This window comes from Massilia sp. DD77, assembly GCF_036961685.1.
Classification (GTDB): domain Bacteria; phylum Pseudomonadota; class Gammaproteobacteria; order Burkholderiales; family Burkholderiaceae_D; genus Telluria.
Map to the genome: position 1 here is coordinate 23,331 of NZ_JBAMDH010000032.1, position 23,602 is coordinate 46,932.

At 65.1% G+C, this 23,602-nt stretch carries 22 protein-coding genes and 2 tRNA genes; 14 read left to right on the forward strand and 10 right to left on the reverse strand.

Annotated elements, in window-relative coordinates; genetic code table 11:
• Positions 1-4 precede the first annotated feature (4 nt).
• Positions 5-1,243, reverse strand: a complete 1,239-nt coding sequence (locus V7778_RS18845; protein WP_335558063.1) for an FAD-dependent monooxygenase — start codon at positions 1,241-1,243, stop codon at positions 5-7.
• A gap of 131 nt (positions 1,244-1,374) precedes the next feature.
• Here V7778_RS18845 and V7778_RS18850 point away from each other — a divergent pair.
• Positions 1,375-1,450: transfer RNA gene (locus V7778_RS18850), tRNA-Phe, on the forward strand.
• Between the two features lie 104 nt (positions 1,451-1,554).
• Here the strand turns inward: V7778_RS18850 and V7778_RS18855 are convergent.
• On the reverse strand, positions 1,555-2,715 hold the full coding sequence (locus V7778_RS18855; RefSeq protein WP_335558065.1) for a low temperature requirement protein A: 1,161 nt from the start codon (positions 2,713-2,715) through the stop codon (positions 1,555-1,557).
• A 286-nt stretch (positions 2,716-3,001) separates the two neighbouring features.
• Positions 3,002-3,397: a hypothetical protein gene (locus V7778_RS18860; RefSeq protein WP_335558067.1), complete on the reverse strand. Its 396-nt coding sequence runs from the start codon at positions 3,395-3,397 to the stop codon at positions 3,002-3,004.
• Between the two features lie 242 nt (positions 3,398-3,639).
• On the opposite strand from V7778_RS18860, the gene V7778_RS18865 reads away from it, so the two are divergent.
• Both V7778_RS18865 and V7778_RS18870 read left to right on the forward strand, forming a co-directional pair.
• A complete protein-coding gene (locus tag V7778_RS18865; RefSeq protein ID WP_335558068.1) occupies positions 3,640-3,891 on the forward strand; it encodes a DUF1059 domain-containing protein in 252 nt (83 codons plus the stop codon).
• A gap of 132 nt (positions 3,892-4,023) precedes the next feature.
• Entirely contained in the window at positions 4,024-4,470 is a 447-nt protein-coding gene (locus V7778_RS18870; protein WP_335558071.1) for a nuclear transport factor 2 family protein, read from the forward strand.
• Positions 4,471-4,513: 43 nt separating this feature from the next.
• On the opposite strand, the gene V7778_RS18875 is transcribed toward V7778_RS18870, so the two are convergent.
• Positions 4,514-5,431 (reverse strand): substrate-binding periplasmic protein, encoded by a 918-nt coding sequence (locus V7778_RS18875; RefSeq protein ID WP_335558073.1) that lies wholly within the window; start codon positions 5,429-5,431, stop codon positions 4,514-4,516.
• 234 nt (positions 5,432-5,665) lie between these two features.
• Between V7778_RS18875 and V7778_RS18880 the strand changes: the two genes are divergently transcribed.
• Positions 5,666-6,007, forward strand: a complete 342-nt coding sequence (locus V7778_RS18880) for a zinc ribbon domain-containing protein YjdM (RefSeq protein WP_335558075.1) — start codon at positions 5,666-5,668, stop codon at positions 6,005-6,007.
• Positions 6,008-6,095: 88 nt separating this feature from the next.
• On the forward strand, positions 6,096-7,901 hold the full coding sequence (locus V7778_RS18885; protein ID WP_335558078.1) for a tetratricopeptide repeat protein: 1,806 nt from the start codon (positions 6,096-6,098) through the stop codon (positions 7,899-7,901).
• A gap of 13 nt (positions 7,902-7,914) precedes the next feature.
• Here the strand turns inward: V7778_RS18885 and V7778_RS18890 are convergent, their stop codons facing one another.
• On the reverse strand, positions 7,915-8,649 hold the full coding sequence (locus V7778_RS18890; RefSeq protein ID WP_335558133.1) for a hypothetical protein: 735 nt from the start codon (positions 8,647-8,649) through the stop codon (positions 7,915-7,917).
• Positions 8,650-8,808: 159 nt separating this feature from the next.
• On the opposite strand from V7778_RS18890, the gene V7778_RS18895 reads away from it, so the two are divergent.
• From V7778_RS18895 to uvsE, 4 genes are all read left to right on the forward strand, one after another.
• On the forward strand, positions 8,809-9,372 hold the full coding sequence (locus V7778_RS18895; RefSeq protein ID WP_335558080.1) for a lipocalin family protein: 564 nt from the start codon (positions 8,809-8,811) through the stop codon (positions 9,370-9,372).
• 268 nt (positions 9,373-9,640) lie between these two features.
• Complete coding sequence (locus tag V7778_RS18900) at positions 9,641-10,522, forward strand: CAP domain-containing protein (RefSeq protein WP_335558082.1); 882 nt, start codon at positions 9,641-9,643, stop codon at positions 10,520-10,522.
• 282 nt (positions 10,523-10,804) lie between these two features.
• A complete protein-coding gene (locus V7778_RS18905; protein ID WP_335558084.1) occupies positions 10,805-11,272 on the forward strand; it encodes a host attachment protein in 468 nt (155 codons plus the stop codon).
• 65 nt (positions 11,273-11,337) lie between these two features.
• Positions 11,338-12,225 carry a UV DNA damage repair endonuclease UvsE gene (gene uvsE, locus V7778_RS18910; RefSeq protein WP_335558085.1) on the forward strand — a complete coding sequence of 296 codons (888 nt, stop codon included), beginning with the start codon at positions 11,338-11,340 and terminating at the stop codon, positions 12,223-12,225.
• A gap of 90 nt (positions 12,226-12,315) precedes the next feature.
• On the opposite strand, the gene V7778_RS18915 is transcribed toward uvsE, so the two are convergent.
• Positions 12,316-13,017, reverse strand: coding sequence for an alpha/beta fold hydrolase (locus V7778_RS18915; RefSeq protein ID WP_335558088.1), 702 nt, complete (start codon positions 13,015-13,017; stop codon positions 12,316-12,318).
• Between the two features lie 411 nt (positions 13,018-13,428).
• Between V7778_RS18915 and V7778_RS18920 the strand changes: the two genes are divergently transcribed.
• The 3 genes from V7778_RS18920 (at position 13,429) to V7778_RS18930 (ending at position 15,806) form a co-directional block, all read left to right on the forward strand.
• Positions 13,429-15,108, forward strand: a complete 1,680-nt coding sequence (locus V7778_RS18920; RefSeq protein ID WP_335558089.1) for a methyl-accepting chemotaxis protein — start codon at positions 13,429-13,431, stop codon at positions 15,106-15,108.
• Positions 15,109-15,185: 77 nt separating this feature from the next.
• Entirely contained in the window at positions 15,186-15,671 is a 486-nt protein-coding gene (locus V7778_RS18925; RefSeq protein ID WP_335558091.1) for an acyl-CoA thioesterase, read from the forward strand.
• 59 nt (positions 15,672-15,730) lie between these two features.
• A tRNA-Phe gene (locus V7778_RS18930) sits at positions 15,731-15,806 on the forward strand.
• 812 nt (positions 15,807-16,618) lie between these two features.
• Here the strand turns inward: V7778_RS18930 and V7778_RS18935 are convergent.
• Entirely contained in the window at positions 16,619-16,843 is a 225-nt protein-coding gene (locus tag V7778_RS18935; RefSeq protein WP_335558093.1) for a hypothetical protein, read from the reverse strand.
• Positions 16,844-16,901: 58 nt separating this feature from the next.
• Positions 16,902-17,129: a hypothetical protein gene (locus V7778_RS18940; protein ID WP_335558095.1), complete on the reverse strand. Its 228-nt coding sequence runs from the start codon at positions 17,127-17,129 to the stop codon at positions 16,902-16,904.
• Positions 17,130-17,812: 683 nt separating this feature from the next.
• Between V7778_RS18940 and V7778_RS18945 the strand changes: the two genes are divergently transcribed.
• On the forward strand, positions 17,813-18,778 hold the full coding sequence (locus V7778_RS18945; RefSeq protein ID WP_335558096.1) for an NAD(P)-dependent alcohol dehydrogenase: 966 nt from the start codon (positions 17,813-17,815) through the stop codon (positions 18,776-18,778).
• A 211-nt stretch (positions 18,779-18,989) separates the two neighbouring features.
• On the forward strand, positions 18,990-19,817 hold the full coding sequence (locus V7778_RS18950; RefSeq protein WP_335558097.1) for a type 1 glutamine amidotransferase domain-containing protein: 828 nt from the start codon (positions 18,990-18,992) through the stop codon (positions 19,815-19,817).
• Between the two features lie 4 nt (positions 19,818-19,821).
• On the opposite strand, the gene V7778_RS18955 is transcribed toward V7778_RS18950, so the two are convergent.
• Complete coding sequence (locus V7778_RS18955) at positions 19,822-22,284, reverse strand: glycoside hydrolase family 31 protein (protein WP_335558099.1); 2,463 nt, start codon at positions 22,282-22,284, stop codon at positions 19,822-19,824.
• Positions 22,284-23,585, reverse strand: a complete 1,302-nt coding sequence (locus V7778_RS18960; protein ID WP_335558101.1) for a sugar MFS transporter — start codon at positions 23,583-23,585, stop codon at positions 22,284-22,286. The genes V7778_RS18955 and V7778_RS18960 overlap by 1 nt, the downstream gene beginning before the upstream one ends.
• Between the last annotated feature and the right edge of the window lie 17 nt (positions 23,586-23,602).

Here is a 23,602-nt window from a genome sequence, read left to right on the forward strand (position 1 = left end):
TTCCTTAGAGAGTTGACTTGCCCATGGCGTGCGCCATCAGGCGCCGTTTGACCGCTGGCAACTTATCGAGCAAGTTTAATCCGAAATTGCGCACCACGCGAAGTGGTTCCAGGTTGGCGCCGAACAAACGTTCGAGCCCGTCGGTGGCCATCTGCATCAGCAGCACGTCTTCCTTGCGCTTGCGGGCGTAGCGCGCCAGCACCCGCTCGTCGCCGACGCCGCGCCGCTCCTCGCGTCCCTTGACGGTCTCGAGCAGGTCGACCACGTCGCCGAAGCCCAGGTTCATGCCGTGGCCGGCCAGCGGATGCACCGCGTGCGCGGCGTCGCCCACCAGCGCCACCCGCGGCGCCACGATGGCATGGGGTCGCATCAGGGCCAGCGGCACCGCCTTGACGTCTTCGGGCTGCAGCGGGCGCAGGGGGCCGAGTTTTTCTTCAGCATATTCGGCCAGGCGGATCGCCAGCTCGCCCAGCGACTCGTCCATCAGGGTGTCGGCCAGGGTCTCGGGGGCCGACCACACCAGCGACACGCGCTTGCCCGGCAGCGGCAGCAGCGCGATGATGCCGTCGGCGCAGGTGAACCACTGGTAGGCCACGCCATGGTGCGGCTTGTCGCAGGCAAAATTGGTGACGATGGCGCGCTGGTGGTACATGCGGTAGTCGACGCCGATGTCGCACTGCCCGCGCACCCAGGATTCGCGCCCGTCGGCGCCCACCACCAGTTCGCAGTCGATCTTGCGGCCGTCTTCCAGGCGCACCGCGGCGCCCAGCTCGCCGCAGCTTAAATCGACGGCGCAGCCGGTGACCACGTGCACGTTGTGGGAAAACTTGATCGCCGCATCCAGCGCCCCGTTCAGGTTGCTGTCCTCGACGATCCAGGCCAGGGTGCCGACATGGGCGCCGAAGGCGTCGAAACCGAGGTTGCCGCCTTGGGTGCCGTCGCCGCGGATGTCCATGGCGTCGACCGCCTGCACCCGCGCCAGGTCGAGCGCGCCCCATACCTTCAGCGAGGCGAGCAGGCTGTGCGCCGTATGGTTGAGCGCGTAAACACGCACATCCCAGGGACGCTCGGCCGCCGACGTGGCGCCCGCCGGCGGCGCCGGTGCGGGACGGGCGGGCGGCACCAGCAGGGTCACGCTGTGGCCGTCCTGGGCGAAGCCGAGGGCGGCGGTCTTGGCGATGGCGCCATTGCCGACGATGCAGATGTCGGTGCTGAACGTGGTGGAGATGGCGGGTGTGGTCATGAAGACATTATAGCCAGATGCCGGCGCCGCGCCGGACTGCTGCGCAGCCGGCTTTTCGCAGACAGGCGTGCATTTCGGCATCGAGGGGGCTTGCGAACCTGAAAATGTCTGGCTATAATCATGCCTCTCTTGGCCTGGTAGCTCAGTTGGTAGAGCAGAGGATTGAAAATCCTTGTGTCGGTGGTTCGATTCCGCCCCGGGCCACCAAGAACAAATAAAACGCCACCTTCGGGTGGCGTTTTTGTTTTCCGGTGCGGTATGCCGTCCAGGGTTAGCTGTCCGCCCCCCCCCCCCGGTAACGGCGGAGCGGCTCAGGGCCGGTCTCCCGTGACCGGGCTGTTGCGCGGATGGTCATCACGTCCGTGGGGCACGTTCAGGTATCTGAGACTGAGGAAAGCATAACAAATCATCGCAGCGGTAAGACCAAGCAGGATGTAGTCAGTTCTGGGCAATAGCAGGGCAAACCCGGTCAATACGAAGACCACCAGGGTGTTGACGACCAGCTGCGGCCGCAGTCCGGGAAGCTCCATGAAGTAGGCGTACTGCTTGCCAACGAAAAAGCAGACCGCGCCGATGGCCGAGAGTACCCTGAAATCGGATACCACCATGCTGTCCAGGATCGCGTGCCGGATCAGGCTGGCCAGGATCGACAGCCCGATGAACACGAAAAAGTGCGAGTAAAGCACCGAATGGCCGGTCGTGAGCTGCTGTTCGGTCAGCAGGTGAAAACTGTCAAAGTAGACCCACCAGATGGCCGATATCATCACAAAACCGGTGACGGCGGTCAGGAGCGTATCCACGGTCCAACTGAAGTTGGCCAGTCCCGCGGACAGGCTGATGATGGATTCACCCAGCATGATGATCGTGAGCAGGCCCACCCGCTCGATCAAGTGGTCGGTATGCACCGGGATGACTTTGAGTCGAGGCGGCAAGAAAAAGATGAACGCAACCAGATCGAACGCTATTCCCAGGTAAAACACGGCATAGCGCTGTGGCGCCGGGAACAGGATCGAAGCGAGGCTGATGGTGGCGCCCGCGGCGATCACCCAGCAAACTACGGTTGCGAGTTCATCGCTTTCCTTGTGCCGGTATTTGGACACGAGATACATCATGGCGATGATGTATCGCGAACCGGCGTAGCAGACGATGATGGTGTCGAAGCTCGCCAGGAATCGTTGATCGATCAAGCCTGACATGATAATCAGCAGGAACATGATGATCAGGGTTGCCAGCCGATGCTTCCGGTCATCCGCATCGAACCGGTTAGCATACATCGTGTGGCTCGCCCAAATCCACCAAAAAGGTATGAAAATAAGGACGAATTTCCAGAACTGGAGCGGGTCGAGATGACCCTCGTGCGTGTGACTCAAGATATGCGTCACGTCACCGATCGTCACCACAAAAATCAGGTCGAAGAACAACTCGAGCCAGGTCGCGGTGCGATTGGGCTCGAAATATTTTGTGTTGTACATATCGTTTGGTCCCCGTTGGCCAGGGCAATTCCCCCTGGCAGGGCAGATCGATTATAGTCCTCGTTCCTGCCACGGGCCTTGCCAGGCGCGACGCCAGGATTGAAATCCTTGTGCCGGCGGTTCGATTCCGCCCCGGGCCACCAGGAATACGCAGTGCACGAAACGCCAACCCATGCCGGTTGGCGTGTTTGTTTTCCGGCCCAACATCGTCGCGTTAAATCGTCGCGTTAAATCGTCTCGTTAATGGCCGCGACAAGGCGCGCTGCCGGCAACCGGCCGGCAGTGCTCAGTCCTTCCTTTCCCTGAATTCCCCCTCGATCACCGAGTCATCCGTGCGTTTGAACGGTTTCTGGCCGGTGAATGCGAAGACCGACGACAACAGCCGATCGAAAACAGCCCGCCTCAACCAGGGGTAGCCGAGCAGGAAAGCCGCCGCAAAACCGATGAACAATGCGGACACATAGTCGCTACGCCACAGGAATGTCGCCAGGCAAAGCGCCAGGATGAGCAGGATGAGGGGCCGGCGGACAGGTTTGGGCAAGAGGCCGACAATGCGCGGCTTGCCTTGGCGTATCCAGGGGAATCGTGCAAAAAGAGCGCCAAGAAGCAAGCCCGCCAGGAACCGGCCCGTGCCGAGATGATCAGCCAGCACCCCGATGACAAGGAAACCGGTGTAGGTCATCGTGCTGGCCAAGACTGCCAGCACGATTAACGCGACAGCGCCCGCCAGCTTGGGCCTGCGTATTGCCGCTCTGAATAAAAAACCTAGGATTTGTGTACTCCTGCAAATGGGCGCCGGAAGGCTGGCGCAAATTTTAACAGCAGTCCCCTGCCGGCGCTTTTCGCGCAGCGGGGGTGACGCCGCCTGCCTATACTGAAAGCAGCGGGCGCGATGCCCGCGCTTTTCGAGTGAAGGAGTGGATCATGACACGCAAATTCATCGATTGCCGGGAATTCCCGAGCGATATGCATTGCTCGGTCGCCATCTCGGCCGACAGCGAGGAAGAGTTGTTGCAGGCCGCGGTCGACCATGCGGTGTCCGTGCACCACCACAGCGATTCGCCGGAGCTGCGCCAGCAGCTGCGCCTGCTGTTCAAGGACGGCATGCCGCCTGAACACGCGCCCATGCCCGGCCAGGCGGGCAGCGCCGACAGCGCCACCTCGCGCCCACACTGAGGACGGACCAACACTTGCCGCTGCGCGGCCGACCTTGTATTTCCCGCCGCGCGCAGTAGGCTGAAAAGACCGTCCCTGCGTGGCGGGAGCGTCCGCAACCGTCGCGCAAGGCGAGACACGAGAGGAGCTATCATGGACGCACAGGACAACAAGCGGCTGGTGATGGAAGCTTACCGGTTGTTCCAGAGCGGCGACATTCCCCAGCTGCTGGAGCGCTATCACGACGATGCGCTCTGGATCGAACCCGAAGCGGAGCATATCCCCTTCGCCGGCAGGCACAACGGGAAGGCGGAGATCGCCCGCTTTTTCGAGCAGTTGAACGAGGCGCTCCTGGCTGAACGCTTCGAACCGCAGGAGTTCATCGCCGAAGGCGACAAGGTGGTCGTCACGGGCGAAGCAACCTGGAGAGGCAGGCATACCGGGCGCAGCTACGACAGCCCGTGGGTGCACGTTTTGACGCTGCGAGACGGCAAAGTCGCCCGCTTCCAGAGCTATCACGACACCGCCGCCGGCGAACGGGCCTTGCGGCCGGACCAGCCGGGGCAGGCCACCGCCACGGGGACGCCCCTGCATCACTGAGCGGGCGCCCAGGCAAGCCGACTAGTGCCTATTGAGCGGCTATTCAGCGGCCGGCTTGCTTCACGGCGGAGCACGACGCCGCGGCGACCGGCGGCTGTACCCTGCCGCGGGCGGCCGCGACGAAGGCCGGCCGGCGCAGCTCTCCCAGCGAAAACCACAATTCCGGGCGCCCGAGCGGCAGGGACGGCGCGCGCGCAGGATGCGGCAGGTCGATGATGCGGCGCCGATCGAGCCCGGCCGCCGCGATCTGCGGCGCGAAATAACTGTAGAACAGGCGGTCGAAGGAACCGTCGGCGATCGCCGCTTCGAGGCCCTTGCGCAGCTCCGCCGCCAGGCGCGTATTGCGGCGGTTGACGAAGAAATAGGCATCGGCCGGATAGCGCAGCACCAGGTGCGGCTCGACCGCGAGCGCCGGGTAGCGCTCCTGCTCGCCATGGATTTCCTTGACGGCGCGGGGAAAGTAGTCGATCCGTCCCGCCTCGAGCATGCGGAACATGCCGGTATAGGTCGAGGCCAGGTGCACCGGCAGGCCGCTGGCGCGCAGGATGGCCGTATCCGGCCAGTCATGGCCCAGGCCCGCGACAAAGCCTTGCAGTTGCGCGGCCGAACGCACCTCGGCGAACTGGTGCAGCCGCTCCTTGCGCACCAGGGCGATCCGCCAGCCGAGCAGGCCTTTGGTGAGCGGGACCGGCACGCCCAGCAAGGCCGCTTCGCGCTCCGGCGAGCTCATGGTGATCATGATGTCGAGCTTGCCGCTGCCCTGCGCCAGTTCGTGCACCGCGCGCGCCTGTTTCATGCCCGGTTCGCTGAGCACCACGGCATGGCAGACCCCGGCCTTGGCGAAGGCCAGCTCCAGCAGCGCGACGCCGTAGGGCGGCCGGCCGGCTTCGCTGCCTTCGATGCGCAGCATGGTATAGGTGGCCGCGCCGGCCGGCGGCGTGCACAGGAAAAGTACGCACAAGCAAAGTACGCACGGCAGGAACGAGGCAATTCGGGGCATGCGTGATCGGTTGGAAATGCGGGCGCGGACGAGGGATCGTCCGCCGGGAGCTGGTTCGCAGGCCATATGCTAGCACGCGGCCCGCTCGCCGGACCCGGCGAGGTGGGCTAGAATGCCGGCAACGCGAGCCGGCCGGCGCCGAAGAGTGCCTTGCGCCAGTGTCCCCTTCCCTGCCACGATTCAACAAGGTTTTCCATGTCCACCCTGCCTCCTTGCCCCCAGTGCCAATCCGCCTATACTTATGAGGACGGAGGCGGCCAGTATGTCTGTCCCGAATGCGGCCACGAATGGCCCGTGCAGGCTGTGGGCGCGGCCGACGCGGCCCGCGTCTGGCGTGATGCCTCCGGCAACATCCTGCAGGATGGCGACACGGTCACCGTGATCAAGGACCTCAAGCCGAAAGGCTCGGGCGGCGTCATCAAGCAGGGCACCAAGGTCAAGAACATCCGCCTGGTCGATGCCGACCACGACATCGACTGCAAGATCGAGGGCTTCGGCGCCATGAGCCTGAAGTCGGAATTCGTGCGCAAAGCCTGAGCGCCTCGCACGGGAACCCGGCGCTTCCCGGCGACTCCAACGGCAACGCATGCAGTGCGCCGCTGTGTCCATGCCCACAGGAGGAGTCATGAAACCGCGTTTCGTGTTGCCGGGAGTCGCCGTCGCGGCGGCCGTCCTCGTTGCCGTCCCGTCCACCCAGGCCGAGCGCCCGCAGGCGCCGCCTTCCTTCGATCCGCTGTTCGCCGGCACTACCTGCGCCCCGGCGCGGGCCGGGCGCCCTCCCCTGCTGGGCCCGCTGCTGCTGGCCCAGGCCCAGGTCGAGACCCGGCCCTTCCAGCCCGGCCAGCAGCCGCCCGCCAAGGCAGCGCAAGCCGAGCCGCCTCCGCTCTACGAGAACCTCGGCGCCCTGCACGTCCCGATCACCACGAAGCATCCCAAGGCCCAGGCCTACTTCGACCAGGGCATGCGCCTGACCTTCGCCTTCAACCACGCCGAGGCGGCGCGCGCCTTCCGCGCCGCGCAACAGTTCGACCCCGGCTGCGCCATGTGCCACTGGGGCGAGGCCCTGGTGCTGGGCCCGAACATCAACGCGCCCATGTTCCCCGATGCGGTGGCGCCGGCGGCCGCGGCGGCGGCCAGCGCCATGCGCCACGCCAAGGGCGCGACGGCCGCGGAACAGGCCCTTATCAAGGCGGTGGCGCGGCGCTACAGCAAGGACCCCGGCGCCGACCGGGCCGCGCTCGACAAGGCCTATGCGGACGCCATGCTCGATGCCGCGCGCGCCCATCCCAACAACGACACCATCCAGGTGCTGTTCGCCGAATCCCTGATGGACCTGTCTCCCTGGGATTACTGGGCGGCGGGCGGCGCCCAGCCCAAGAACCGCACGGCGGAACTGGTCGACGCCCTCGAGCGCGTGCTGGAACGCAATCCCAGCCACCCGGGCGCCGCCCACTACTACATCCACGCGATGGAAGCCTCGACCCATCCCGACAAGGCGCTGCCGGCGGCGCGCGTGCTGGCCCAGCAGATTCCCGGGGCCGGCCACATCGTGCACATGCCCTCGCATATCTACTACCGCCTCGGCCTCTACCGCGAGGCGCTGCAGTCGAACCTGTCCGCCATCGCGATCGACGAGCGCTACTTCGCGGGCGCCGGCAGCGATCCGGTCTACCGCGGCGCCTACTACCCGCACAACATCCATTTCGTGATGGTCTCGGCCCTGATGGGCGGCGACGGCAAGACCACGCTCGAGGCGGCCTCCAAGCTCGACGGCGTGATCAGTCCCGAGCTGCTCAAGAACATCGGGGCGCTGCAGCCGGTCAAGTCGGCGCCCTACTTCGCCCACGTGCAGTTCAGCAGCCCCGACACGCTGCTGTCCCTGCCCGACCCCGGCCCGGACTTCGTGCTGGTCAAGGCGATGTGGCATTACGCGCGCGCCGTCGGCCATGCGCGCAAGGGAGCGGCCGAGGCGGCCCGGCGCGAGATCGCCGCGCTCGACCGCATCGAGCGCACCGCCGACTTCAAGGTGGTGACGGACTGGGGCATCCCCGGACGCGAGATCGTGCAGACGGCGCGGGCGGTGGCGCGCGGCCGTCTGGCCGACAGCCTGGGCAAGCCGAAGGACGCGATCGCGGCCTACCGCGAAGCCGTGGCGGTGCAGGACGGCCTGCCCTACATGGAGCCGCCCTACTGGTATTACCCGGTGCGCCAGTCGCTGGGCGTGGCGCTGATGCGCGCCGGACAGCTGGATGAAGCCGAACAGGTCTTCCGCGCCTCGTTCGCGCGCACACCCAGCAACGGCTGGGCCCTGCGCGGCCTGATGGAGGTCTACCGCCTGCGCGGCGACGAAGCGGCGCTGGGCGCGGCGCGCCAGCGCTTCGCCACCACCTGGCTGGGCAAACCGGAGGGACCGGCGCTGTCCTCGCTCTAGCGCCAGGCGGCGTTCACAGCAAGGGATCGGTGTCGCGGATGCCACCGCCCGGCGTTTCGTCGCCGCGCCGGCCCGCGATGGGAACCGGATCGCCGCCGCCCATCCCGCCCGCGTTGCCGCCACGGCCGCCACCCTGGCCGCCGCCGCGTTCCGCGCCGGCCCGTTCCGCGCCGCCCTTCCTGGCGCCGCTACCCTGGGTGCGGGTCGGCCCCTGCAGCGGAATCGTCACGTCGGCCGGGATCGGCTCCAGGTCGAGCGCTTCGCGAATGAAGTTGCGCAAGGAAACGACCAGCTCGGCCGTGTGGATGGGGCGGCCGGCCGCCATGTCGCTGGCGGCCTGGCTGGCCAGGCGGCACTGCGTTTCCGTGCCCAGCAGGATGATGTCCGCCAGTGCCGCCTCGACCGCATCGCGGATACGGCGCGCGCGGTCAGATCCGGTGGCGGCCTCGAGCCTGCTTTGCCCGTCCAGCGCCTCCATCTGCGCTTCGAGCGGCACGTCCGCCATGCGCAACTCGCGCAGGTGGGTGGGATCGACGGTCAGCTTGCCGGTGAAGGAGCCGCCCAGGGTGCGGTAGGCCCCGATCAGGGTCTTCAGGCGTTCGTTGATCTGGCGGTTCATGCGCTCGCGGCGCTGTTGCACGGTTTGCATCACGAGAATGCGAATGCCGACCCCGAGCAGGGTAAACACGGCCAGGCCGATCACGGTGGTCAGGGCTGTTTGCCAGGAACTGAAATCCATCTGGTGCATGCCGGTCTGCGAAGTCTCCTTGGCGCCAGTGTACTTGCCTTCCTGGCGCGCACGTTTGCTCACCAAGGCGGGCACCTGGCTGCTCCGGCAAGCCCAGCCACGCGACAGCCAGATGCCTTGTCGATTACGCTACACCACACACATTGCTGAGAGGATTCCATGACCCGACCCACGCCAGTCACCCTTGCCGCTGTTCATTTCCTGCTAGCCGTCTGCGCCGGTGCGGCGCAGGCCGACGATACCCCCAAGCCGCTCACCACCATCCCCGCGCTCGACGTCCAGCGCTACCTCGGGACCTGGTACGAAATCGCCAAGTTCCCCAACAGCTTCCAGAAGAAATGCGTGGGCGACACCACCGCCACCTACAGCCTGCGCCAGGACGGCCGGGTCGCCGTCCTCAACCGCTGCCGCACGCAAGATGGCGGCGCCGACGTGGCCGAAGGCGTGGCGCGCCAAGTCGGTCCCGCCACCTCGCCCAAGCTCGAGGTGCGCTTCGCACCGGCCATCCTGTCCTTCCTGCCCATGGTCTGGGGCGACTACTGGGTGATCGACCTCGACCAGGGCTACCAGTTGTCCGCGGTCAGCGAGCCAAAGCGGGAATACCTGTGGATCCTGTCGCGCACGCCGCAAGTGGACCCGGCCGCCTACGAGGCCTTGCTGGGCCGCCTGCGGGCGCAAGGTCTCGATACGGGCAAGCTCGTGCGCACCAGCCAGCGCCAGTAAGAGGCCCCGCCGCACGGCTGTGCATCCCTGCGACACCCGCTGGGCAGGCAAGCCGGCGGCTGCTATAGTATTTCCGCCTTCACCCCCCATCTAGGCTGGGCCGGAAGGCAGTGCGACGCCGACCTCGAGGTTGGCGTTTTTGCTTTTCGGGCGGCTTATCTGCTTGCCAATTGTTTAGCCGGCAATCAACCGGCACGCCACCTCACACCGAGCTTGCACCCTTCTTGACGACATGGCTGTTTGCACGACCCTGAAACGGGAGCCCCTGTTGGTCTCCCTCCTGCTCGCCTCCGCTGCGCTGCTGGGCGCCGCTTTTCCGCGCCCGGCCGGCGCCTTGCCGGCGTCCGGTCCGGACCAGCGCGCCGGCAGCCTGGTGGCAATGATCAACGCCTACCGCGCCGCACCCGGTTCCTGCGCAGGCCGCGCGGCCGCACCGGTGGCGCCGCTGCAAGCCAATCCCGCCCTGTCCCGCGTCCGCATCGGTCCCGCCACCTTCATCGAGAACGCGCTGCAGGCCGTCGGCTACGCCGCCGAATTGGCCGAGGTGGTCTCGGTGAGCGGACCGGAAGATGCCCAGGCGGCGATGAACGTGATCCAGGAGAAATACTGCAGCGTGCTGCTGAGCACGCGTTTTTCGGCAGTCGGCAGCTATCGCGAAGGAAAGGAATGGACCGTCGTGCTCGCCCGTCCGGCGCCGCCCCTGCCTTCCAGCACCTTTCCGGACTGGCGCGATGCGGGCAAGGCCATCCTCGAGGGCGTGAACGCCGCCCGCGCCAGCGGCCATACCTGCGGCGGCAAGCATTTCCCGCCGGTCCCGCCGGTGCGCTGGAACCCGGCCCTGGGCCAGGCCGCGCTCGGCCACAGCCAGGACATGGCGGCGCGCCGCTACTTCAGCCACAAGGCCAAGGACGGCAGCCTGGCGTCCGAACGCGCCCAGCGCGCCGGCTATCACTGGCAGCGTGTTGGCGAGAACATCGCCTTCGGCCAGCACACGCCCGCCGAAGCGGTGGCGGGCTGGCTCGACAGCCCGGGCCACTGCGCCAACATCATGAACGCCGGCTTCACCGAGATGGGCGCGGCCTACGGCATCGCCGCCGAGACGCGCACGGCCATCATCTACTGGACCCAGGTCTTCGGCCGGCCGCGCTAAGAACCTATCCCGGTAGGCAGGAGGAAGCGCATGGTGATGCGTGGGAAGTGCAGGCAAGGCGCGAGGAGGCAGTGTGGCTGGCCACACAACGACGAGCAACGCCGCCTGCGCTTGCCAGGCGCGCCAGGAGCGACTCTTGCCTACTGGGTTAGGTGCAAGGCGCCGCAATGTCTTTCGTGCCTCCTCAAAAAGCTGCTTCGGATAGACTCCCCTGAACAGCCGGACGGATGTGGACCATGGGTCCACTTGAGAAAAACATTTCCATCGTCAATGGGAGGTAGCATGAGTACAACCTGGATCGTATCGGCCGACGCCGGCCGCGCCCGCATCTTCGCCGAATCCGACGCCAACACCCCGCTGCAAGAAGTACAGGACATGGTCAATCCCGCCGCGCGCACGGGCACGACCGAAGAACTCACCGATCGCATGAGCCCGATCGCGGCGGGGTCGAGCAGCCATGGCACAGGCGGCGCCCTGCCTACCAAGCAATACCAGCCGCAGCAGACGCCGGAACAGCGCGAGTCGCAGACCTTTGCCAGCGAGATCAACGACGTGCTGCTCAAGGCCAGGCAGGCCGGCCAGTTCGACCGCCTGGCGCTGGTGGCCGAGCCGCAGTTCCTGGGCGCCCTGCGCAACCAGCTCGATCCCCAGCTCAAGGCCTGCGTGAGCTACGAGATCGACAAGGACTACGCCCATTCCAACGGCCAGCAGCTGCGCGACCAGATCCGCGCCCACCAGGCCAAGGGCTGATCCCCTTTCCCCAGGCGCCGCGCGTACCGGGCGCGGCGCCTGCAGCGAACCACCCGCGAACACCCATGCCCCCACAGCTCGGACTCGTCTGCATCACCACGTCCAAGGACGTGCGCTACCGCGCGCTGACCCGCAAGCGCCTGCTGGAGCACGCCGAAGACGGCCAGCGCAAGCTGCTCGAAGACATCTACCGCGACAACCTGCAAACCTTCGACGAGGCGATGCGCTACTGCGAGCGCGAAGGCATCGCGCTTTACCGGATTCCCTCCTCGATCTTCCCGTTTTCCGACGAGCCTTTCGGCCGCGCCATCCTGGAAGAATTCGCGCCCATGCTGGCGCGTTCCGGCCGCCGCGCCACAGAACGCGGCATCCGCCTGGTGATGCACCCGGACCAGTTCGTGGTCCTGAGCTCGGACTCGGAAGGCGTGGTGGCCAACAGCGTCAAGATCCTGCAGATGCACGCCGACATCATGGACCTGCTGGACCAGCCGCGTTCGCCCTGGGCCCTGCTCGAGATCCACGGCGGCAAGTCGGACCGGGCCGACGCCCTGGTCGAACGCATCGCCCTGCTGCCCGACGCCATCCGCTGCCGCATCGGCCTGGAGAACGACGAATACGCCTACAGCGCCGAGGAGATCCACGCGATCTGCCTGCGCGCCGGCGTACCCATGGTGTTCGACGCCCACCACCACGTGGTGCACGAGAAGCTCGACAGCTACGAGCACCCGAGCGTGGAAGCCATGCTGCGCAAGGCCCGCGAGACCTGGGCCGAGCCCGGGCACCAGCTGGTGCACATTTCGAACGGCAGGAGCGGCTTCAACGACCGCCAGCACGCCGACCTGATCGACACCATGCCGTCCAGCTACCGGCTGGCGCCGTGGATCGAGATCGAGGCCAAGCTCAAGGAAGAAGCGATCCGCGCGCTGGACGGCTGGGAAGTGCGCGCGAATTAGCGCGCCTAACAAGACCCTCAGGGCAAGGCGTACCGTCGAAGACAGTACACCTGTACGGCAAGACGGTACAACGCCGCCATGGGGGTTTTGTTAGGGGCTCCAGTCCGGAAGGCTTTGCAGCCAGGGTACGAGCACCTCGGCCAGGGCGTCCGGCGCCTCGATCGGGATCATGTGCCCAGTGTCCTCGATGACGGCCAGGGCCGAGCCGGCGATCCCCGCATGCAGTTCCTGCGACTCCTCCAGGCTGCGCAAACGGTCCTGGGCCGCGGCCACGACCAGGGTCGGGCAACGGATCGCCCCCAGGCGCGCCAGGTCGCCCGGCCGCTCCAGCATCGACTGGCGCCGGAATGCCTCCCCACCCAGGCGCACACCCATCGCGCGCACCCGCTCGATCAAGGCCTCGTTGCCGCCCTGCCCAGGGTGCAGCGAGGTGGCGATCGCGGTGCGGCTCAGTCCAGCGAAGGAAACCGAAGGCGCCGCCTTGGCGACCGCGCCCTTGCTCTGCCGCAGCAGCAGCGAATCGGGACGGGTCGAGGTGGCGATCAGGACCAGCGCGCGCACGCGTTCCGGCGCCTGGTAGACGATCTCGCGGGCGACATAGCCGCCCATCGAAAAACCGATGAGGATGAAGGATGGCGGCGCGGCGGCCAGGGCGCGGCGCGCCATCGCCTCGAGGGTGGCATCGTGACGCAGGTCAGCGTGCGCCAGCGGGCCGAAAGGCGCCAGTCGGCCGCTCACGCCGTCCCAGAGCGTCTCGTCGGCCATATAGCCGGGAACGAGCAGGATGGACATCGCGCCATGATAGCAAAGGCAGGCGCCTGCCTCGCCGGTGCGGCTGCGAGACCAATTTTATTCACCAAGGATAAGGGTATTGCCGGGAAGGATACGGCGACCCGGCCGATCCAAGGCTTTCGGGTCAACGGGGCCTCTCACTTTTGCGGGGAATGTTGCAAAACACGTATGTTAGCGCTGTCACTTTTGTTGCAGTGCGATAAAACATTCATTACATTTTGACGCCAGACTAAGAGCGCCTAACAACACCTTCAGGGCAAGGGATGCGGCCCGCCGACGCGGAGTCGAAGACAGTACGACTGTACGGCGAGACTACGCAACGCAGCCATGGAGGTGTTGTTAGACGCTCTAAGTCACTTCCGCGCTGACCGGCAGGAAAAACGTCCGGCCTCACTATCCACAGGAGTCGAATTGATCAAGACCGACCGCGTCCGTACGCAGCTACGGATCACCTTTGCATTCATCATTCTCATTTCCTTCCTCTCGACCGCCATCGCGATCTGGCGCCTGCAGGTGCTGTCCGCCGAGACCGAGGCCCTGACCCAGCGCCCGCTCGCCAAGGAACGCCTGATCTCGCAGTGGCTGCTCAACCTGTCGGTGTCGACCAAGCGCACCGCCGCCGTGGCGCGCGCCAGCGATCCGGAACTGGCCAAGGCCTTTGCCGAGGAAAGCCGCCAGTCGAGCGAGCGCACCAACGGCCTGCAGGACAAGGTCGAGCAGCTGCTCGATACAGAAGAAGAACGCAGCCAGTTCGCCGCGGCGGTCGAAGCGCGCAAGAACTTCATCAGCCAGCGCGACCGCGTGATGCAGCTGAAGGCCGAGGGCCTGAACGATGAGGCGCTGGCGCTCTACGACCGCAGTTTCACCGGCCATGCCCAGCGCTACGTGGACGGCGTCAGCGGCCTGCTGGCGCTGCAGCAGCAAGCCATCGACCGGCGCGCCCAGAAGGTGCTGGACCAGGCCCACGGCAGCGAGACGGTCCTGGTCCTGCTGTGCGCGATCACGCTGGCCGGCAGCGTCGCGGCCTGGCTGCTGTTCTCGCGCTCGCTGTTCCGCCGCCTGGGCGGGGAGCCGGCCGTGGCCGCGGAAGTGGCGCGCGAGATCGCCGCCGGCAACCTCCAGGTGCCTATCGCCCTGCAGCCGGGCGACGAGCGCAGCCTGTTGTTCGCCCTGCAGCGCATGCGCGACAGCCTGGCCGGCATCGTCGGCCAGGTGCGCCAGGGCACCTCGACCATCGGCGCCTCGATCGAATCGATGGCCGCCGAAACGCAGGAACTGGCGCGCCGCACCGAAAGCCAGGCCGCGGCGCTGGAAGAAACCACGTCCTCGATGAACGAATTGACCCACGCCGTCCAGCACAGCGAAGCCAACGCCGAACAGGCCAACCGCCTGGCCCTCGCGGCGTCCACGGTGGCGCAGCAGGGCGGCGCCATGGTGGGCGAACTGGTCGACACCATGGGCGCGATCAACGCCTCGTCCTCGCGTATCGTGGACATCATTTCCGTCATCGACGGCATCGCCTTCCAGACCAATATCCTGGCGCTGAACGCGGCCGTCGAGGCGGCGCGCGCCGGCGAGCAGGGCCGCGGCTTCGCCGTCGTGGCCACCGAGGTGCGGGCCCTGGCCCAGCGCTCGGCCGCCGCCGCCAAGGAAATCAAGGACCTGATCGACGACTCGACCCAGCGCGTAGCCAGCGGCACCGAACTGGCGGGCCGGGCCGGCACCACCATGGCCGGCATCGTCGACAGCATCGGCCGCGTGACCGGCATCATGGACGAGATCCTCAGCTCCAGCCGCGAACAGTCGAGCGGCATCCAGCAGGTGCACCAGGCGATCGCCGACATGGACGGCATGACCCAGCAAAACGCCGCCCTGGTCGAGGAATCGGCCACGGCCAGCCAGGCGATGCGGGAACAGGCGGCCGCGCTGAACGGGCTGGTGGCCGTGTTCCAGGTCGGCCAGCAGCAGGCTGGCCAGCGGCCAGTGGCGGCCGGAGCGCGCAGGGCGGCGGCAACACCTGCCCGCGCGGTGGTCCCGGCTGCCAAGCCGAAGGCGCAACCGGTGGCCGCGGGCGGCTGGGAAGAGTTCTGATGAGGCGGGCCCGGCACGAAGCGCCCGGCCCTGCTATCCTTGCCCAGGCAAGCCCCCTTCTTTCGACGAGCCAGACCATGAATCTTCCCGCCCACCAGCTCAGCATGACGGTGCTGATGACGCCCGACACCGCGAATTTTTCCGGCAACGTCCACGGCGGCACCATCCTGAAACTGCTCGACCAGGTCGCCTACGCCTGCGCCAGCCGCTACGCCGGCAGCTATGTGGTGACGATGAGCGTCGACCAGGTGACCTTCCGCCAGCCGATCCACGTGGGCGAGCTGGTCACCTTCCTGGCGGCCGTCAACTACACCGGCCGCAGCTCGATGGAAATCGGGATCAAGGTGATCGCGGAAGACATCCGCAGCAAGGTGGTGCGCCACGTGAACAGCTGCTTCTTCACGATGGTGGCGGTGGACGACGAGCGCAAGCCGGCGCTCGTTCCGCCGCTGGAACCCGGCACGCCGGAGGAGCTGCGCCGCTTCGAGGATGCGAAGGGCCGGCGCGAATCGCGCCTGGCGCTGGAACGCCAGCACGCCGAGCGCGCCGCCGCCCGCAGCTGAGTGTTGCAACGGCGCCAATTGTTTATCGGCCGCAAACGCTGCTATAATGGCGCTCTCTTGGCCTGGTAGCTCAGTTGGTAGAGCAGAGGATTGAAAATCCTTGTGTCGGTGGTTCGATTCCGCCCCGGGCCACCAAGAATGTCCTCAAGAACGCCAACCCATGCAGGTTGGCGTTTTCGTTTTTCAGACGCGTATTTCTCGTATCCGGCCTATGTTTGGGTCTGCGCGTCGGCAACGCGTGCCGAGATCGCCTATCAGAACCGTTTGCAAGCTCAGGTTGCACCCTTCCGTCTTGCAAAGATCGCGGTATTGTCGTGACCATCCCAGTATCGAACAGTGTACTCGCCGGAAGAACTTCGGAATTTTCGATATCCGTGGTTCACGGAATCTGTCGAGAAAAATCGAGCAAGGTCCGAGCTGACGCTATTGTGATTTTTTTAACACTGGGAACCGTAACTGCCCTGGCCGGGTAAGGCGCCAGGGCACGGCGGTTCGTACTTGTCGCTTGGCGACTTGATGGCCGAAGCCCCGTGCCAGGGGGCGTTCACCCAGCAGCTTAAAACAGCGCATCTTAGTTGCGGCAAAAACGCGCTGATGACAACCAGTCCATTTCTACCATACTGCCAGCCCCAGCCTTTCAGCCGTCATGATGGCCGGCGCTTCAAAACCATACGATGCTCGTGAGAACATCCCAAAAAATGGTAATCAGGCAGCCAGTCACGATGACGACGATGGATGCAGTTCTAGCTGCCTTACTTTTCTTTGCTGCGAGCTCGAGGAGAAAACCTAGTGCAAGGCAAAAACAGAATACCTGAGACTCCATATTTTCCCGCCAAATAAACTCTTTATCGACGCAGTTTCAAAGCAATGCCGTGACTGAAGCTTGTTTTTTTACTGTATCATATAGAAACGTTCCCAGGACACCCCGGGAACGTTACCTTCAAGCCTTATTCGTAAATGTAGGCACAGCCAACTGCGCCAACCGCGCCCCCAATTTGGCTACCCATCACAAAACCCGCCCAAGAACCGAAACCTGCCGTCTCGGCGCCAACCATAAAGGCGCCAAACCAGCCGCCAGCCGCCGTAGCGATCGCGACACATTGTTTTTGAGTTACAGCGCCGGCAACTTGATTTACTTCTTCGATGCTCAGTTCTTTAATTGCAGTATTCATGACTATCCCTAATAATTGATAATATTTTTTTCATACCTGCCGAAGCGAGGTTATGAAATCACTCGTAAATGGAGCCGCAGACAAGGCCGCCGGCGATAGCGCCGAGCCGAACACCGCCGGAAAAGCCGGCACCAGCGCCAAATCCCGCAGTTCCCCACGCACCGATTCCAGCCCCAAACAGGCCGCCAGCAAGGGTAACGATGGCGATACATTTGGTTTCAGTCATGATGGCGCCAGCGACATCGTTAATTTCGCTAACATTCAGTTCCCGCATTGCAGTACTCATTCTCATCTCCACTTGTATGATTGGTATTTACTTCTCACATCGGCTCGCGAGCGGCAGTACTACTAGAACGCAGTTATGCAAATCCAGGAAAATGCACTTCTTTCACCATACCGGCATCTTCCAGTTTGGCTTGCATCCCACCTACATTTCAGCACGAAGAAGTCTGACGACTATAAGCCAAAGAAGTATATAAGTACAATTCGCAACGGGTAATCATCATTAATTAGATTAAAACCTACCCGACTCGAATAACCAGCCTGCTCCCAATCAAATCAACAGCTTGCAGAAACGCTCGATGCAACCCCATAGCAGTGACGATGGAAAAGCGTTATTGTGGGAATTGGAGATATTCTTCTGCGAATGTAGACAGGATTATTCATCGCATGAACAAGGGAGCGAAACGGAACACACGAAGAACCGCACCCGGTTTTTCACGATCACGCCTGTTGCCTCCCCTTGGAACGGCCAATACTGGCCTGCGCTTGACCCTCTTCTTCCACGGCGCCCGCCACTGGCACATGTATCAATCTGTGCTTCCCGCCCAGGCAGGCCAGCGACGTTTTCATCATTCGCGCCGAGGCCGCCAGGCACGGTGACTTCGGTGGCACACCGTTGAATTACAATGAGCCGTCCGCCCGCTGCTCGGTACCGGTTCCCGCGTTCTGACCGCAGAAGGAATGTCCATGAAGGCGATCGTATGTGAGAAGTACGGGTCACCAGATGTGCTCGAATTGCGCGAGGTAGCAAAGCCTGTACCAAAAGACGACGAAGTCCTTGTCAGGATCCAGGCTGTCTCGATCAATGACTGGGACTGGGGACTGCTTCAAGGTTCCACACCGATCGATCGTCTTCTGTTCGGCTTGTTCAGGCCACGCAACACCATACTCGGCTCCGACATTGCCGGGCTGGTCGAAGCAACCGGCAAGAACGTAAGGCAATTTCGCCAGGGGGATGCGGTGTTCGGAGACCTGAGCGGTCGATGGGGCGGCTTTGCCGAGTACGTCTGCGCCCCTGACACTGCACTCGCCTTGAAACCGTCCGGCATGAGCTTCGCTGAAGCGGCTTCGATACCTCAAGCGGCGGCTCTTGCAATGCAGGGACTATGCGATATCGGGAGAATCAAACAGGGTGACAAGGTCTTGATCAATGGCGCGGGAGGCGGAGTCGGTACTTTTGCAATCCAGATTGCAAAACAATACGGGGTTGAAGTCACCGGTGTCGACAAGCCGGCAAAGCTCGACTTCATGCGCGCCCTCGGCTTCGACAAGGTGATTGATTACACCCAGCAGGACTTCACGCGCGCTGGAATACGCTATGACCTCGTTCTCGATGTGAAGACAAACCGGTCGCCATTCGACTATGTGCGCGCCCTGAACCCGGGCGGGAGGTATGTCACGGTTGGCGGTTCGATGACCCGGATTTTCCATCTCCTGCTGACTGGGCCATTCATCAGGCTGACCCACAAGAAGACAATGCGTCTCGTCATCCTGGAACCAAACAAGGATCTGGCATATTTGAATGGTCTCTTCGAAGCGGGAAAACTCACACCCGTGCTGGACAAGCTCTACACATTGGGCGGGGTACGAGAAGCCATGCGGCATTTCGGCGCTGGTGATCACAAAGGCAAAGTGGTAATCAGCCTGGAATAGTGGCGCCGGTCCACCTCCGGGTGGATGGTGTCGCTTTCGGCGTTCGCCGGCCCCTCCACTTCCGCGTTGCGGCCGTCCCAGGCGCTTCTCCTCAATTCATTACCCTGTGTAACAAGTGAAGTGTAGCCCAAGGGATTTTTCACGCATTCCATCTCCAATACGATGTGGTTCACCGGCTCCACCGGGAGCCCCATCACACACGGGAGGAATCATGAAAAAGACCATCATCGCCGGCCTGCTTGCAGCCGCCGCCAATCTCGCGAACGCCGGCACCGTCCTGGTCGTCGTGTCGGACCAGGACAAGCTCGACCTCCAGGAGGGCAAGCGGCTGCAGACCGGCTTCTTCATCAACGAATTGATGGAGCCGGTCCAGGCCTTCATCGCAGCCGGTCATACGGTCGTGTTCGCGACGCCGAGCGGCAAGGCGCCGTCGGCGGACCAGAAATCGGACGACGTGAATTTCTGGGGTGGCAACGAGAAGGCGCGCCAGGAAAGCAAGGCCCTGCTGGCGACCTTGAAACTGACATCGAAGACCGAGTCGCCGGTCATCAGTCTGGCCCAGGTCAAGCGCATCGGCTACGAGAAGTTCCACGCGGTCTTCGTCCCGGGCGGCCATATCCCGATGCAGGATCTGCTGAAGGACAAGGCCCTGGGTGAGCTGCTGGCGGATTTTCATTCCATGAACAAGCCCACCGGCCTCACCTGCCACGGCACCATTGCCCTGCTGTCGGCGGTGCCGGATGCCCGCGGCTACGTGGCTGCGCTGGAATCGGGCAAGCGCGCCGCGCCGCCGAACTGGATCTACAAAGGCTACAAGATGACGGCCTTCACCAACGAGGAAGAAGAACAGTCCAAGGCCTTCCTGGACGGCGGCCGGATGAAGCTGTTCCCGCAGGATGGCCTGGTGGCGGCCGGCGCCGCCTTCGCCGAAGGCAAGCCCTGGAGCGAGAACGTCGTGGAAGACCGCGAACTGATCACCGGCCAGAACCCGCAGTCGGCCAAGGGTGTCGCCGTCGCCATGCTCAAGCGCCTGTTCTAAGGCGCTAGGGGACGAGCACCACCTCCTTGAGGTTTTCATCGGCCAGCACGATGCGCAGGCGCCGCGCTGCGGCGTCGAAGCGCGCACCGTGCGCAGGCTTGCCGTCGATGCGCACGGCGGCAGGAGCGGCGGCCAGGCCGATGAACTCGATGGCGCCCAGGCGCTGGTAGCCGCGCTGGGAGGGAATATCCAGCCGCAGGCTCTGCCCGTCCTGCGTCGCGGTGATGGTGCGCGACTCCCCATCGCGGTAGGCGTAGCCATCGCCCGCATCCTGGTACACCCGGCTGCTGCCGGCGGCGCCGGCCGCGACCACCAGGGCCAGGGGCTGATCCTTCATCTCGCCGCTGTGCTGCACCGGCGCCGCCACCGTGGGCACGCTGGCGCCGGCGCGGATGAAGAGCGGCAAGCGCGCCAGCGGCGCGGCGATCTTCGCGCTCCTTCCTCCTTCGTGACGGGCGCCCGTCCACCAGTCGATCCACGCACTCCCCTTCGGGAAATACACCTCGCGGCTGGTCCGGCCCTCGTGCACGACCGGCGCCACCAGCAGGTCGCCGCCCACCAGGTACTGGTCGTCGACCAGGCTGGCGCGCGTGTCGCCGGGATAGTCGAACCACAGGGGACGCATCGGCGGCAGCCCGGTGCGCTCGCCGGCTTCGAACAGCGTGTACAGGTAAGGCAGCAGCTGGTAGCGCAGCGCGATCGTGTCGCGGTTGATGGCTTCGTGCGCGGCGCCGAAGGCCCACGGTTCGCGCGGGGCGGAGACGTCGTTGGAATGGGTACGGAAGTAAGGCGTCAGCGCCGCCGCCTGCAGCCAGCGGGTGTGCAGTTCCGCGCTCGGGCTGCCCATGAAGCCGCCGACGTCGGCGCCCACGAAAGGCACGCCCGACACCGACAGGTTGGTCAGCATCGGAATGGTCAGAGCCAGGTGGCTCCAGGTCGGCGAGTTGTCCCCGGTCCAGACGGCGGCATAGCGCTGCACGCCGGCGAAACCGGCGCGCGTCAGCACCATCGGGCGTTTGTCCGGACGCAGGCTGCGCAGGCCCTCGAAGCTGGCGCGCGCCATCTGCATGCCGTAGACATTGTGGTACTGCGCATGCGTGCCGGGCCTGCCGTCGCCGGCGTGGCGCGCGTCCAGCGGAAAGGTGCGCTGCGGCCCCAGGCCGATCTCGGGCTGGCTGAAACCGTCGGGCGGGAATACGCCGGGTTCGTTCATGTCGTTCCAGAAGCCGTCGACGCCCAGCGCGAGCGGCTCCCGGTACAGGCCGCCGAACCAGGCGCGCGCGGCCGGCGACGTGAAATCCGGGAAGGCGCACACGCCTGGCCAGACCTTCTCGTGCAACTCGCCGCCGTCGGCCTTGCGCACATAGTGCCCTCCGGCGCGTCCGCTGCGGTAGATCGGGAACCCCTCGTCGCGCTTGATGCCCGGATCGACGATGGTCACGGCGCGGAAGCCCTGGCCGTGCAACTGGTCCAGCATCTTCTTCGGATCGGGGAAGGTCCCGGCGTTCCAGGTGAAGACGCGGAAGCCGTCCATGTGGTCGATGTCGAGGTAGAGCGCGTCGGCCGGGATCCGGCGCTTGCGAAACTCCTGCGCGACATCCAGCACCTGTTCCTGGCTCATGTAGGACCAGCGCGACTGGTGGTAGCCCAGCGCCCACAAGGGCGGCAAGGCGCCGCGCCCCGTCAGCGCCGTGTAGTCCTGCAGGACCCTGGCGGGACTGCGTGCGGCCCCGCCGGTGAAGACGTAGTAATCCAGCTCGCCGCCGCTGGCGCCGAAGCTGTAGCGCCGCGGAACGGTCTTGCCCATGTCGAACCAGCTGCGCCAGGTGTTGTTGAAGAACAGGCCATAGCTCCTGCCCTCGTGCAGTGCGATGAAGAAGGGGATCGCCTGGTAGGAGGGATCGTGGCCAACGGGGTAGTCGGGCACGTCCGCATTCCACATCACCATCGACTGCTGGTGCCGCGACAGCGGAAAGGTCTTTTCGCCGAAGCCGTAATACAGCTCGTAGTCGTCGCGGCGCATCGAGGTTTCGATCGCGCCGTCCGCCGGGTTGAAGGCCATGGGACGCGCAGGATCGTCGCCGACGACCAGCCTTCCGCCACTGTCGATCACGGAAATGGCGAATGCGGGAGCGCGGCGGACCAGCACGCGGACGCCGGTCGAGGAACGCAGTTCCGTCACGCCATCCTTGCTCGCGACGATCGCCCGGACGCTGGGCGGCGCTCCGGCAATGGCGTAGGAGGTGTCGGGCCCGAAGCTGCCGGTGGGGCTCATCCGCACCCGCACGGTGTCGGGCGTGGCGAAGCCAAGGCGCACCCGCGCGCCGCTGGACAGGCGCAGTTCGAGGCCGTCGCCGGAAGGCCGGCTGTCCACGACCGCGCCGACACTGCGCAGGGCCGCCGTGGCCGGCAGCGCCGCCAGCGCCAGCAGCAAGGCGCAGGCGGCGGCGCGGACGGCGCGGCTCATCAGGCGTGCTCGCCGTGCTGGTACAGTCCCGCGTATTTCAGGCCGAAGTACAGGATGAAGCCATAGCAGGCGGCCGGCACCAGGAAGGACCACTGCAGGCCGACCGTGTCCGCCAGCAGGCCCTGGGCGAAGGGCACCAGCGCGCCGCCGACGATGGCCATGCACAGGATGCCCGATGCCTGGCCGGTGAACTTGCCCAGCCGGTACAAGGCCATGCTGAAGATGGTCGGGAACATGATCGAGTTGAACAGGCCGACTGCGATGATGGCCCACATGGCGGCCTGGCCCTGGCCGAAGATCGCGACCATCACCAGCGCGATCGAGCTGGCGGCGTTGAAGGCGAGCGCCTTGCCCGGGCTGACGTAGCGGATGACCGCGAAGCCGATGAAGCGTCCGATCATGGCGCCGCCCCAATAGTAGCTGACGTAGTGGGCGGCTTCGGCATGGCTGAGGCCAGCGATCGCCGGCTCGCCGAAGAAGTTGATCAGGAAGCTGCCGATGCTCACTTCGGCGCCGACATACAGGAAGATGCCGATGGTGCCCATCACCAGGTGCGGATGGGACAGCACCGAGGCCTTGGCGGCCGCGCCGGGATGGGCCGCGGTGTCGTCGGTGTGCTCGATCCGGGGCAGGCGGGCAAAGGCGAACAGCAGCGCCAGCACCAGCAGCGCGCCGGCCAGGGCCAGGTAAGGCCCCTGCACGCTCGCCGCCTGGGCCGCGCGGTAGGCGGCCTGCTCGGCGGCCGGCAGCTTGGCCAGTTCGGCCACGCCCAGCACGCTGCCCGACAGGATCAGGAAGCCACCCATGGCCGGCGCGATCGTCGTGCCCAGCGAGTTGAAGGCCTGGGTCAGGTTGAGCCGGCTCGACGCGTTGCGCGGGTCGCCCAGCACCGTCACATACGGGTTGGCCGCCACCTGCAGCACGGTGATGCCGGCGGCCAGCACGAAGAAGGCGAACAGGAACAGCGCATAGCCGCTGTTCGAGGCCGGGTAGAACAGCGCGCAGCCGGCGGCGGCGATGACCAGCCCCGCCACGGCGCCGTTCTGGTAGCCGATCTTCCTGATCAATGCGCCGGCCGGCAGCGAGACCAGGAAATAGGCGCCGAAGAAGCAGAACTGCACCAGCATCGCCTGCACGTAGGTCAGCGTGTAGAGCTCCTTCAGGTGCGGGATCAGCACGTCGTTCAGCGCCGTCAGCAAGCCCCACATGAAGAACAGGAGGGTGACGATGATCAGCGGGCCGGTATTCCCGGTCTGCGCCTGGGTTGGCTGCAGCCGCACCGGCTGCGAAATGTGTTCCATGCGAGTCTCCTGGTTAT